Annotated in this window: 12 protein-coding genes; 2 read left to right on the forward strand and 10 right to left on the reverse strand. The window is 66.2% G+C overall.

Features of this window, described 5'->3' with window-relative positions:
- The 8 genes from PI86_RS06725 to flhD all read right to left on the reverse strand — a co-directional run.
- Positions 1-1,498: methyl-accepting chemotaxis protein (locus PI86_RS06725; RefSeq protein ID WP_039320137.1), on the reverse strand; the 1,498-nt coding region annotated here is incomplete at its 3' end.
- A 37-nt stretch (positions 1,499-1,535) separates the two neighbouring features.
- Positions 1,536-2,051, reverse strand: coding sequence for a chemotaxis protein CheW (gene cheW / locus PI86_RS06730; protein WP_039320139.1), 516 nt, complete (start codon positions 2,049-2,051; stop codon positions 1,536-1,538).
- Positions 2,052-2,099: 48 nt separating this feature from the next.
- Positions 2,100-4,319, reverse strand: a complete 2,220-nt coding sequence (gene cheA, locus PI86_RS06735; protein WP_039320142.1) for a chemotaxis protein CheA — start codon at positions 4,317-4,319, stop codon at positions 2,100-2,102.
- 33 nt (positions 4,320-4,352) lie between these two features.
- A complete protein-coding gene (locus PI86_RS06740) occupies positions 4,353-4,730 on the reverse strand; it encodes a response regulator (RefSeq protein WP_014895558.1) in 378 nt (125 codons plus the stop codon).
- Positions 4,731-4,754: 24 nt separating this feature from the next.
- Positions 4,755-5,774 (reverse strand): flagellar motor protein MotB, encoded by a 1,020-nt coding sequence (motB, locus tag PI86_RS06745; protein WP_039320144.1) that lies wholly within the window; start codon positions 5,772-5,774, stop codon positions 4,755-4,757.
- 13 nt (positions 5,775-5,787) lie between these two features.
- Positions 5,788-6,648, reverse strand: a complete 861-nt coding sequence (motA, locus tag PI86_RS06750) for a flagellar motor stator protein MotA (protein ID WP_014895556.1) — start codon at positions 6,646-6,648, stop codon at positions 5,788-5,790.
- A 178-nt stretch (positions 6,649-6,826) separates the two neighbouring features.
- Entirely contained in the window at positions 6,827-7,381 is a 555-nt protein-coding gene (flhC, locus tag PI86_RS06755) for a flagellar transcriptional regulator FlhC (protein WP_014895555.1), read from the reverse strand.
- Between the two features lie 94 nt (positions 7,382-7,475).
- Positions 7,476-7,796, reverse strand: a complete 321-nt coding sequence (flhD, locus tag PI86_RS06760) for a flagellar transcriptional regulator FlhD (RefSeq protein WP_014895554.1) — start codon at positions 7,794-7,796, stop codon at positions 7,476-7,478.
- Between the two features lie 651 nt (positions 7,797-8,447).
- On the opposite strand from flhD, the gene PI86_RS06765 reads away from it, so the two are divergent.
- Positions 8,448-9,512 carry a glycosyltransferase family 4 protein gene (locus PI86_RS06765; protein ID WP_039320147.1) on the forward strand — a complete coding sequence of 355 codons (1,065 nt, stop codon included), beginning with the start codon at positions 8,448-8,450 and terminating at the stop codon, positions 9,510-9,512.
- A gap of 100 nt (positions 9,513-9,612) precedes the next feature.
- On the opposite strand, the gene PI86_RS06770 is transcribed toward PI86_RS06765, so the two are convergent.
- Positions 9,613-9,909: an H-NS histone family protein gene (locus tag PI86_RS06770; protein WP_014895552.1), complete on the reverse strand. Its 297-nt coding sequence runs from the start codon at positions 9,907-9,909 to the stop codon at positions 9,613-9,615.
- Positions 9,910-10,208: 299 nt separating this feature from the next.
- On the opposite strand from PI86_RS06770, the gene aqpZ reads away from it, so the two are divergent.
- A complete protein-coding gene (aqpZ, locus tag PI86_RS06775; protein WP_014895551.1) occupies positions 10,209-10,949 on the forward strand; it encodes an aquaporin Z in 741 nt (246 codons plus the stop codon).
- Between the two features lie 105 nt (positions 10,950-11,054).
- On the opposite strand, the gene PI86_RS06780 is transcribed toward aqpZ, so the two are convergent.
- On the reverse strand, positions 11,055-11,888 hold the full coding sequence (locus tag PI86_RS06780) for a Cof-type HAD-IIB family hydrolase (RefSeq protein ID WP_039320150.1): 834 nt from the start codon (positions 11,886-11,888) through the stop codon (positions 11,055-11,057).
- Between the last annotated feature and the right edge of the window lie 198 nt (positions 11,889-12,086).

Here is a 12,086-nt window from a genome sequence, read left to right on the forward strand (position 1 = left end):
GCGACGCGGCCGCCGCCGCGGCCTGCTCGACGAGCGCCGCGTTCTGCTGGGTGACCGAATCCATCTGGCCGACCGCGCGATTGACCTGCTCGATGCCGGTCGACTGCTCGTCCGACGCAGCGCTGATCTCGCCCATGATGTCGGTCACGCGGCGCACGGCCTGCACGATCTCGTCCATCGTCGAGCCGGCGCGCGCGACGAGCGCCGACCCGCTTTCGACCTTCTCGGCCGAATCGCCGATCAGCTGCTTGATTTCCTTCGCCGCGCTCGCGCTGCGCTGCGCGAGCGAGCGCACTTCGCCCGCGACCACCGCGAAGCCGCGGCCCTGCTCGCCGGCCCGCGCGGCTTCGACTGCCGCGTTCAGCGCGAGGATGTTGGTCTGGAACGCGATGCCTTCGATCGTGCCGATGATGTCGACAACCTTGCCCGAGCTCGCCGCGATGTCCTGCATCGTCGACACGACCTGGCCGACCACGTCGCCGCCCTGCGTCGCGATGTCGGACGCATTCACCGCGAGCTGGCTCGCCTGGCGTGCGTTCTCCGCGTTCTGGCGCACGGTGCCGGTCAGCTGCTCCATGCTCGATGCGGTTTCCTGCAGCGACGCTGCCTGCTCCTCGGTGCGCTGCGACAGGTCGGTGTTACCGGTCGAGATCTCGCGCGCGCCGACGTCGATCGACTCGGTGCCGCGATGCACGGCCTGCACCATCGTCGTCACGGCGTCCTGCATCCGCTTGACGCCGCCGAACAGGCGGCCGATCTCGTTGGTGCTGAACACGTTGACTGGCTGCGTGAGATCGCCGCCGGCGATGCGCTCGAAGTGCGCGATCGCATCCTCGAGCGGCTTCACGATCAGCCCGCGCAACACGAAGCGGATCGCGATCACCATGACGAACGCGATCGCGATGCCGGCCGCAATCAGGCCGATCATCATCGAGATCTGCGACTGCGTCGCGGCCTGGCGTTCTTCCGCGCGCTTCTGCAGCGATGCGACCACGACCGAGGCGGCCTGGTCGTACGCGACGAACATCGGGCTGATCTTCGTGTCGGCGACCGCGTGGTACGCGGCCATGTCGCCCGCGCGCGCGGCCGCGAATTCCGGCTCGACGCCTTCCTTCACGATCGCCGTGTAGCGCGCGGTGAGTTCGTCGACGAGCGCCGGCTCGACGCCGAGCTTCGGCGTCGCCTGGAACGCCTGCCAGTTCTGGTTCGACTTCGCGTACAGCTCCTGCGCGCGGTCGAGCACCTTGGTGGCCTCGGCCGCGTTGCCGGCCTCGGTCAGCGAGCGGAAGCGGTCGAGCGACACGCGCGCGCGCAGCAGGTACGACGACGTGTCGTCGAGCGTGTGAATCGCCGGCAGGTCGACGTGCGCGATCTCGTCGAGCGAGCGGCTCGCGTGATTGAGCGCGTAGAGGCCGAGCCCGCCGACCGCGGCGGCCAGGCACACGAGGATGAGTCCGACCGCCGTCAGCGTCGTGCGGATCGACCAGTTATGCAACATTGCGAATTCTCCCGAAGTTCCTGCGCGCGCGGCGCGCTTACGCGCCGAGCGTCTCGATCAGCGCCATTTCCCGGCTCGACATCAGCTTCTCGATGTCCATCAGGATCAGCATCCGGCCGTCGACCGTGCCGAGGCCCGTCAGGTACTCGGTCGTCAGTGTCGCGCCGAATTCCGGCGCCGGCATGATCTGGTCGGTCTGCAGCGTCAGCACGTCCGATACGCCGTCGACCACCATCCCGACCACGCGGTTCGACACGTTCAGGATGATCACGACGGTCTGGTGGTCGTACTCGACGCGGCCGAGATGGAACTTGATCCGCATGTCGACGATCGGCACGATGATCCCGCGCAGGTTGATCACGCCCTTGATGAAGTCCGGGGCGTTCGCGATGCGCGTGACGCTGTCGTAGCCGCGGATTTCCTGCACCTTCAGGATGTCGATCCCGTATTCCTCGTCGCCGAGCGTGAAGACGAGGAATTCCTGGCCCGTCGCATCGCCCTGCTCCGCGTCGCGGCGGCTGGTTGCCGCGTTCGCCGCGGCCGGATTGATCATTTGGACTTCAGCAGACACGTTTGCCCCCAATCGGTTGAATGGCGAAAGTCAGAAGATCGCGAGCTCGGCGCCGGCTCGGGCGCCGTGCGTCGCACGGGTTTCGCGGTTCAGCGCCGCGACGTCGACGATCAACGCGACGCTGCCGTCGCCGAGGATGGTCGCCGCCGAGATGCCGTGTACCTTGCGGTAATTGGTTTCGAGGTTCTTCACGACCACCTGCTGCTGGCCGACCAGCTCGTCGATCAGCATCGCGAAGCGGCGCCCCTCGGTTTCCATGATCGTGACGATCCCCTGGGTCGGGTCGGTGCGCGCGTCCTCGACCGAGAACACCTCATGCAGCGCGACGAGCGGCAGGTATTCGCCGCGCACGCGCACCACGCGCTCGCCGTTGCCGACCGTGTAGATGTCGTCGATCGACGGCTGCAGCGACTCCATCACGAAGTTCAGCGGCAGGATGAAGATCTCGCTGCCGACCTTCACCGACATCCCGTCGAGGATCGCGAGCGTGAGCGGCAGCACGATCCGCGTGGTCGTGCCGCGGCCGGCCTGCGACGTGATCTCGACATGGCCGCCCATCGACTGGATGTTGCGCTTCACGACGTCCATCCCGACGCCGCGCCCCGACACGTCGGTCACGGTCTCGGCGGTCGAGAAGCCCGGCGCGAAGATCAGGTTCCACACTTCTTCGTCGCTGATGTTGTCGGACACCTGCATGCCCTGCTTCGCGGCCTTCGCGAGGATCCGCTCGCGGTTCAGGCCCGCGCCGTCGTCGCTGACCTCGATCACGATGTTGCCGCCGTGATGCGCGGCCGACAGCACGAGCTGGCCGACCCCGTCCTTGCCGGCGGCGACGCGCTTGTCGACCGTCTCGATTCCGTGGTCGAGGCTGTTGCGCACGAGGTGCGTGAGCGGATCGATGATCCGCTCGATCAGGCTCTTGTCGAGCTCGGTCGCCTGGCCGAACGTGACCAGCTCGACCTGCTTGCCGAGCTTGCCGGCGAGATCGCGCACGAGCCGCGGGAAGCGGCTGAACACGTAGTCCATCGGCATCATGCGGATCGACATCACCGCTTCCTGCAGGTCGCGCGCGTTGCGCTCGAGCTGCGCCATCCCGTTGAACAGGCGATCGTGCAGCGCCGGATCGAACGCGCTCGCCGTTTCCGCGAGCATCGCCTGCGTGATCACGAGTTCGCCGACCAGGTTGATCAGCTGGTCGACCTTCTCGACGCCGACGCGGATCGAGCTGCCTTCGGCGCCCGATGCGGCGCCGGCGGCCGGCCGCGGACGCTTGTCGTCGTGGTGCGCGGCAGCCTGGGCTGGCTGCCCGGCGGGTTCGGCGTGCGGTTGCGGCGCCGGTTGCGCGGCGGCGGTCGGCTGCGCGTGCGCTTGCGGTACGGCGGCAGCCGGTGCGGCACCGGCTGCCTCGGCGAATACCTCGACCCGCGCGGCCGGTTCGGGCGCCGCGACCGGCTCGGCGGCGGCCGGCGCGGCGGCAGGCGCCGCCGGCGCGGTGCCGCGCGCAATGCGGATCTGGCTGTCGTCGATCACGAAGCAGCACACGGCGACGATGTCGTCGGACGGCACGTCCGATTCGAGCCACAGCGTCAGGTCGGCGCCCGCTTCCTCGCGGCCGACGACCCGGCCCAGATTGCCGAGTTCCTCGGCGAGCAGCGCCTGGTCCTTCGCGTCGACGCCGACGAGCGTGATCTTCAGGTGCGGGCCGTCCGCGCCGCCGTCGGCCGCCGGATGGGCGGCCGCGACGGCCTGCTCGACCACGTGGTCGGGCGCGCGATCGCCGCCGGCGACGGGTGCCGGCGCCGGTTCAGCGACAACGGGTGCGGCAGGCGCAGCATCGACGACCGCGGGCGCACCCGCGCCGCTCTCGGCCTTCAGGCGTTCGAGCTTCGCACAGATCGTCGCGGCGGCCGCCGCGTCGGGCTCGGCGCTCGCACGGTAGTCGACCAACTGGTCGGACAGCACGTCCTTGGTCTCGAGGAATGCGTCGACCATTTCCTTGGTCAGCGTCAGCTCGTGATTGCGCGCACGGTCGAGCAGCGATTCGAGGATGTGAGTCGTCTCGGTCAGCGCGGAAAAACCGAACGTCGCCGCGCCGCCCTTGATCGAATGCGCAGCGCGGAAGATCGCCGCCAGGTCCTCGGGGTCGGGCGAGCCGACGTCGAGGTTCAGCAGCAACTGCTCCATCTGCGCGAGCAGCTCGTCCGCTTCATCGAAAAAGGTCTGGTAGAACTGCGTGATGTCGAGAGTCATGCCCGGTCACCGGTTGGATTCGTCGCGTTCATGTCAGGAAGCTGCCGGCTCGGACAGCGTCGCGACCAGGTCGACCAGCACGGTCGGGTCGATCGGCTTTTCGATCCAGCCGGTCGCGCCTGCGTCGCGCGCGGCGTCCTTGAAGGCGTCGCTGCCTTCGGTCGTCAGCACGAGGATCGGCGTGTCGGCGTACGCGCTCAGCTTGCGCAGCGCGGCGATCACCTCGAGCCCGTTCTTGCGCGGCATGTTCTGGTCGGTCAGCACCAGGTCGTACGGCACGGTGGCCGCCATGTCGAAGCCGGCTTCGCCGTCCGGCGCCACCGTCACGTCGTAGCCGGCCTGCGCAAGCGTCGCCTGCAGCAGCGCACGCATGGTCGCGGAGTCGTCGATGGCGAGAATGGTTCGGATCATGTCTGTCTCGGAATCTGGGAAACGTCAGGGTTTCGGTGCCACGGCGACGGCGCTCGCGAGCGCCGGTTGCGCGGCCGGCGACGGGCCGCCGAGCTGCTGGGCCAGCAGCTTCGAGCCCGCCGCGTCGGCCGACAGCGTCGTGGTCGTCGCGTCGTCGCGCATCAGCGCGTCTTCGGATTTGCGGTTCAGCACGATCACGCTGATCCGGCGGTTTTCCGGGTCGAGCGGATCGGCCTTGTTCAGGTTCTGCGTCGACGCGAGGCCGAGCACGCGCAGCACCTTCTCCTCGTCCATGCCGCCCGCGATCAGCTCGCGGCGCGACGCATTCGCGCGGTCGGCCGACAGCTCCCAGTTGCTGTAGCCGCCTTCGCCGCCCGCGTAAGGCACCGCGTCGGTGTGGCCCTGCACGATGATCCGGTTCGGCACGTCGTTCAGCGTCTTGCCGATCTCGCGCAGGATGTCGCGCATGTACGGCTCGACGTGGTCGCTCGACATCGCGAACATCGGCCGCTTCTGCGTATCGACGATCTCGATGCGCAGCCCCATCAGCGTCGAATCGATGCGGATCTGCTGCTTGAACTGGCGCAGCGTCGGGTTCGCCTCGATCGCGGCCATCAGCTTGATCTGCAGGTCGTGCAGGCGCGCCTGCTCTTGCCGCTCGAGCGCGCCTTGCGCCTGCGAGTGCGACTTCTCGTCGACCGGCTTCGCGACGCGCTCGGCGAGCGGCGTCGTGCCGTCGGTGCGGCGCAGCGTGCCCGCGTCGGCGCTCGACAGGTCGCGGCCTCCGCCGTTGATGATGCTCGAGTCCTGCGAGCTGCGATCGCCGTTGCCGAACAGCGCGGCCTTCAGCGGCGTGTTGAAGTACTCGGCGATCCCCTTCAGTTGCACCGGCGTGACCGAGCTCAGCAGCCACATCAGCAGGAAGAACGCCATCATCGCGGTCATGAAGTCCGCGTACGCGAGCTTCCATGCGCCGCCATGGTGGCCCTTCTTCTGCGGGGCCACCCGTTTCACGACGATCGCGCGGTCCTTGTTCTTGCTCATCGAACGCTCCGCGTCACTTCGCCTTCACGCGGCGCACATGCTCTTCGAGCTCGGTGAACGACGGACGCTCGGTCGAGAACAGCACCTTGCGGCCGAACTCGACCGCGATCGCCGGCGCATAGCCGTTCAGGCTCGCGAGGATCGTCACCTTGATGCACTGGAACATCTTGGTCGACTCGGCGACGCGCTGCTCGGCGAGGCTCGCGAGCGGCCCGATCAGCCCGTACGACAGCAGAATCCCGAGGAACGTGCCGACCAGCGCCTCCGCGATCATCGCGCCGAGCACCGCGGGCGGCTTGTCGGCCGACGCCATCGTGTGCACGACGCCCATCACCGCCGCGACGATCCCGAACGCCGGCATCGCGTCGCCGACGCGCATCAGCGCATGCGCGGGGCCTTCGCCTTCCGCGTGGTGCGTCTCGATCTCCTCGTCCATCAGGCTCTCGATCTCGAACGCGTTCATGTTGCCGCCCACCATCAGGCGCAGGTAGTCGGTCAGGAATTCGACGATGTGGCGATCCGCGAGGATCTTCGGGTACTGGGTAAAGATCGGGCTCTTGTCCGGATCGTCGATGTCGGCCTCGAGCGTCAGCGTGCCTTCCTTGCGCGCCTTCGCGAGCAGCACGTACAGGAGCGCCATCAGCTCCATATAGACGTCCTTGGTGTACTTCGAGCCCTTGAAGAGCGTCGGCAGCACGCGCAGCGTCGCCTTGATGGTCTTCATGCCGTTGCCGAGGATGAACGCGCCGACACCCGCGCCGGCGATCATCAGGATCTCGAGCGGCTGGACCAATGCGCCCAGATGCCCGCCTGCCAGCGCGTAGCCGCCGAAGACGGACAACAGCGTCACGAGTGTTCCCACGATAATCAGCACTGCCTGTCCCTCACGAAAGACCGGCGGGGAGACCGCCGTTAATCAGGTTTACGGCAGTCGGCAGGAAAACTTTCGCGGTCGCGCCGCGACGGCACGGCGGTGTTTACCAGCAATCCCCGGCCGGTTCGCGCGGCCCGCGGCGACCGTTCGGCCCTACCCGGGCCACGCCCGGCGGCGCTCAGGCCGCGGCGGCGGACAGTTCGGCGCGCGCCGCGGCGGCCTTGCGGGTCTTGCCGGCGCGCGACGGCGGCTGGCACAGACCGCACACGAAACCTTGATGCGGATCATGCGCATGCGCGACGAAGTGACCGCCGCAGCGCGTGCACGGGGTCATCTGCAGCATCCCCGAGTCGAAGAAGCGCACCAGCGTCCATGCGCGGGTGAGACTCAGCGCGGCCTCGTCGCCGGACAGGTTCACGTGCTCCAGATAGAGCCGGTACGCCTTCACGATCGACTGGATCGGATCGCAGCGGCCGTGGTCCTGCATGAACCGGTAGATGTTGTAGAACAGCGACGAGTGGATGTTCGGCTGCCACGTCATGAACCAGTCGGTCGAGAACGGCAGCATCCCCTTCGGCGGCGACACGCCCTTCAGTTCCTTGTACAGCTTGATCAGGCGGTCGCGCGACAGGCTCGTCTCCGCCTCCAGCAGCTGCAGGCGGGCGCCCAGTTCGATCAGTTCGATCGCGAGGGTGATTTCCTTCACCTCGATCACGACGCTTTTGCTTGCCATGGTGAATAACCGTCCGCTTGACGTTGTTCGGATGAGTGGCCAATACGCTGCCCGCCGGCGCGGCGCGCCGGGACGAACGCAAGGCGGGGAAGGATCAGCGGACGCTTTCGACCGGCTGGCCGGCCATCAGGATGGCCGAGTGCGCGTGCGTGACGACGTCGCTGCGCCCTTTGTCGGCGAGCGAGGACAGCAGCGCGTGATCGTCGAAGCGAAATCGGCACAGCATCTGGTTCGACGCGGCAAGCTTCACGGTCTGGGCGAGCGTGAGGTTCGCGAGCACGTCGGCAAGTTCCTGGGAAACGCCCATGCGGAACATGCCCATCGCTTTGTCCTCCCGCAGCAGGCGCTGCGCGAGGAGGAGGTACGACAGGTTGACCTCTTTGATCTCACTGAGCATTTCGCTGGTGGCGCTCATGATTCCCCCGTTAAAGAGCTTTGCTTTGGCCTTGCATCTTATGAAAACGTTTGCTCGAACAGGGCGCTCTTGGCGTCCTTCGGCACGTTTATATTCTTACAGGGCGAATTCTGGCCAAACGGCATTTATGCCGGTATCAGCGAAGTGGCGTATGCCTTGCAGGATTTGTCTGTAAACCGTGTAGGAATTTTTCCGACAAGGCGAATTGAAAGGAAGCGAGTGAGGCGCGGATTCATCAGTGATGCGGTGTCGCATCGGGCGAATCCGGCGGAAGGCTGCCTGGCAAGGCCGCCGGCAAGTGAATCGGTAAAAATTATAGTGGTTTTTCACAATAGCGCAACAATAGTTGTGGCCATCTCGCTTTATGATTCCGGACCCTTTTTATCGGGGTTTTCGCGTATTTCAGCGTGTAACAAGCCTTAAGTGTTTGAAAAAACACTCGAACCCTCGAAGGCGATATCGATAATGGACTCCACTGGGCGACGGCGGGAGCCGTGCCGGCCCGCCCCGCAGCTTGCCGCCCGGCGTCCCGCGCACCCCGCCACGGACCCGGCCCCGCACCGTACGACGCGTGTGTCGGCGAGTTCCGCAACCTTGCAGGACCAGCACACGCCCTCGGGCATGCACGCTGGTCGTCACTGGAGAACGCCCATGCGTATTGCCCAGATCGCGCCGCTTTACGAAGCTGTCCCGCCGAAACTGTATGGCGGCACCGAGCGTGTCGTGTCCTACCTCACCGAGGCGCTCGTCGAGCTCGGCCACGACGTGACGTTGTTCGCCAGCGGCGACTCCGTCACGTCCGCCCGCCTCGAGGCGGCATGGCCGCGCGCACTGCGGCTCGACCCGTCGATTCGTGACTCGATGGCGCCCCATATGCGGCTGCTCGAGCAGGTCGCCCGCGTCGCGCACGAATTCGACGTGCTGCACTTCCACCTCGACTACTTGCCGTTCCCGCTGATGTCGCGTCTCGATACGCCGTACGTGACGACGCTGCACGGCCGCCTCGACCTGCCGGAACTGCAGCCCGTGTTCGACGCGTTCCCGGACGCACCGGTGGTGTCGATCTCGAACAACCAGCGCAAGCCGCTGCCGCAGGCTGCCTGGGCCGGCACCGTGTATCACGGGCTGCCCGACACGCTGCTCACGCCGCAACCGGACGTGAAGCCCGAATACCTGGCGTTCCTGGGCCGGATCTGCCCCGAAAAGCGTGTCGACACCGCGATCCGGATCGCCGCGCAAAGCGGGCTGCCGCTGAAGATCGCCGCGAAGGTCGACAAGGCCGACGCCGACTACTTCAAGGAAGTGATCGAGCCGCTGCTCGGCGAAGCGCACGTCGAATTCATCGGCGAGATCAACGAGGCGCAGAAGCCCGCGTTCCTGTCCGGCGCGAAGGCGCTGCTGTTCCCGATCGACTGGCCGGAGCCGTTCGGGCTGGTGATGATCGAGGCGATGGCATGCGGCACGCCGGTCATCGCGTTCAACCGCGGCTCGGTGCCGGAAGTGATCGAGGACGGCGTAACCGGCTTCATCGTCGAGGACGTGCAGGGCGCGGTCGGCGCGCTACACCGGATCGACAGCCTGTCGCGCGACGCCATCCGCGCGCGTTTCGATACGCGTTTCAGTTCGAAGGCGATGGCGCGGCGTTATGTCGAAACTTACGAATCGCTTTGCATGACGGCCAAGCAACCGGCCTTGCGCCGGGTCGCAGGCGCCTGACACCGAAATCCGCCGGGAAATATTCGGTAAAATTCGCGCCGAAATCCGCGCCAAAAACCAAAGAGCCGCATCGTCGATGCGGCTCTTTCTTTTTGTCCGGTCATTCGATCAGGAAACGATCGCGGTTTTTCCCGACGATCCAATTCGGCGGCTTGCCGCGACCGCTCCAGGTCGCACCCGACTTCGGATCGCGGTATTTCGGGGGCAGCGGCGCCTTCTTGGGCGGACGGCCGCGCCGCGCCCGGTCCGCGAAGCCCAGGTCCTGAGCCGTCAAGCCATACTCGGCAATCATCCGTTGGACCTCGGCGATCACCGCCGCCACTTCCTGGCGACGCACATCATCCGCCTGGGCCTGCAGATCGGCGATCTGCGCCTTGAGTTTCGCGTATTGAGACATTTTTCGGCTCCCTTTATCCATGATGCGGTTCCGGCGAGTCCGGCCGGAACACCAACACCCGTTACGTCATCCGCCCTGCCGCCCTGCTCTTCAAAATTAATGCTGTCATCTTTAACCGATTCGGCTATATCGAGAATGCGGACTTATTCTAATAAAAGCCATTCGTCAGCCATTCAAATTTAACAATCGTTGACCCTCCCGAACCCGTTTCATTTCCTATAATCCAGACCAATTCCGGACGACGGAATAAATCAACCGGTCGTCCGCTTGTCACCCACACACTTGAACGAGGTCCTTACATGAATCTTTCTCAGCGTCTGGCTGCAGAGACATTCGGCACGTTCTGGCTGGTGCTCGGCGGGTGCGGCAGCGCCGTGCTGGCCGCCGCCTTTCCGGGCCTCGGCATCGGCTTTGCCGGCGTCGCACTTGCATTCGGCCTGACCGTGCTGACGATGGCATTCGCGATCGGCCATATTTCGGGCTGCCATTTGAATCCGGCGGTGAGCGTGGGCCTGACGGTCGCCGGCCGCTTCCCGGCACGCGATCTCGCGCCGTACATCGTCGCGCAGGTCGTCGGCGCGACGCTCGGTGCGTTCGTGCTGTACCTGATCGCGACCGGCAAGCCGGGCTTCGACGTCGTCGGCAGCGGCTTTGCGACGAACGGCTTCGGCGAGCGCTCGCCCGGCCACTACTCGCTCGGCGCGGCGTTCATCTGCGAAGTCGTGATGACGGGCTTCTTCCTGTTCGTGATTCTCGGCGCGACCGACAAGCGCGCGCCGGCCGGCTTCGCGCCGATCGCGATCGGACTGTGCCTGACGCTGATCCACCTGATCTCGATTCCGGTCACCAACACGTCGGTGAACCCGGCGCGCTCGACCGGCCCCGCGCTGTTCGTCGGCGGCGACGCGATCGGCCAGCTCTGGCTGTTCTGGGTCGCGCCGATCATCGGGGCGGCCATCGCAGGGATCATCTACCCGCTGATCGCAGGGCGCGACGATGCCGTCGGCCTGCTGCCCGCATCCGCTCGCACTATCGAATAAAACGCCACGGGGTGACGCGAGCAGAGCAGCGAGCCTCACGCTGTCCAACAACATCGAGGCAAGTGATTTCGACGGGCGCCATTGGCGCCCGTTTTTCATTTCCGCTCAGGAAGCGGCGACGTCGTCGAGGGTGTCCTCGAGCGCGAACAGCGCGCGCAAATGGCGGGCCACACCCGCGTCGAAGTTGTTGCCGATCCGCGGGATGTGCGGCAGGCGCGCGACCAGGTCGGGGTTCGCGTTGTTCATCATGAACGCGTGGCCGGCGGTTTCGAGCAGGTCGATGTCGTTCATGTTGTCGCCGAACGCGATGCAGTGGCCGGTGTCGACGCCGAGCCGCCCGAGCACCGCGCGCAGCGCCCGGCCCTTCGATACGTTCGCGGTCATCACTTCGAGACAGTCGGGCAGCGAGTACGTAACGTACAGCGCGTCGCCGAACTGCACGCGCATCTGCTCGGCGACCACCGCCAGATCGGCCGGCTCGCCGATGTACAGCACCTTCGCGATGTCCGCGCCGTCGTGCGCGGTCATGTCGATCACGTCGTAGCGGAAGCCTGAATCCTGGTGGAATTCGAGCAGGTGCGGCGCGTCGCGGTCGATCAGCCAGTTGCGGTCGGTGAACAGGTTGACGATCACGCGCCCGTGCGTGCCCGTCACGTCCGGCTGCACGAGGCCGCGGACGATCGCGGGATCGATGTCCTCCGCATGGATCGCCGTATCGTCCGGTGCATGCACGCGTGCACCATTCGACGTGATCAGGTACGGACGGATGCCGAGCACGTCGCGAATGCCGGCGACGTCCGCGTAGTGGCGCCCCGTCGCGATCACGAACTGCAGGCCGTCGCGGTCGAGCCGACGGACGGTCTCGATCGTGTACGGATCGAGCTGGTGGTCGCTGTTCAGCAGGGTGCCGTCGAGATCGGTGGCGATGACTTTGTACATGGGGACGGGTGAATGGCGCGCAGGACGCTGCGGAACCGCCATTTTAACGTCGTGTCCCGCCCCGCGTCGGACGGTTGCCGGGAGGGGCGCGCGTGCCGGGTTGAGGCCGGCTCGGTCGACTTCGGCTCCGTTTGGCTCCGTTTGGCTCCGTTTTAGTCCGGCTGCGGCGCTACTTCAGCTCCGCTCAGCTGGCTCGGC

It is taken from the genome of Burkholderia sp. A9 (genome assembly GCF_000801975.1).

Coding starts and splice junctions, on each gene's coding strand:
- PI86_RS06765 (WP_039320147.1), top strand. CDS start 8,448: ATGCGTATTGCCCAGATCGCGCCGCTTTACGAAGCTGTCCCGCCGAAA.
- cheW (WP_039320139.1), bottom strand. CDS start 2,051: ATGATCAATCCGGCCGCGGCGAACGCGGCAACCAGCCGCCGCGACGCG.
- cheA (WP_039320142.1), bottom strand. CDS start 4,319: ATGACTCTCGACATCACGCAGTTCTACCAGACCTTTTTCGATGAAGCG.
- PI86_RS06780 (WP_039320150.1), bottom strand. CDS start 11,888: ATGTACAAAGTCATCGCCACCGATCTCGACGGCACCCTGCTGAACAGC.
- motB (WP_039320144.1), bottom strand. CDS start 5,774: ATGAGCAAGAACAAGGACCGCGCGATCGTCGTGAAACGGGTGGCCCCG.
- aqpZ (WP_014895551.1), top strand. CDS start 10,209: ATGAATCTTTCTCAGCGTCTGGCTGCAGAGACATTCGGCACGTTCTGG.
- PI86_RS06770 (WP_014895552.1), bottom strand. CDS start 9,909: ATGTCTCAATACGCGAAACTCAAGGCGCAGATCGCCGATCTGCAGGCC.
- flhC (WP_014895555.1), bottom strand. CDS start 7,381: ATGGCAAGCAAAAGCGTCGTGATCGAGGTGAAGGAAATCACCCTCGCG.
- PI86_RS06740 (WP_014895558.1), bottom strand. CDS start 4,730: ATGATCCGAACCATTCTCGCCATCGACGACTCCGCGACCATGCGTGCG.
- flhD (WP_014895554.1), bottom strand. CDS start 7,796: ATGAGCGCCACCAGCGAAATGCTCAGTGAGATCAAAGAGGTCAACCTG.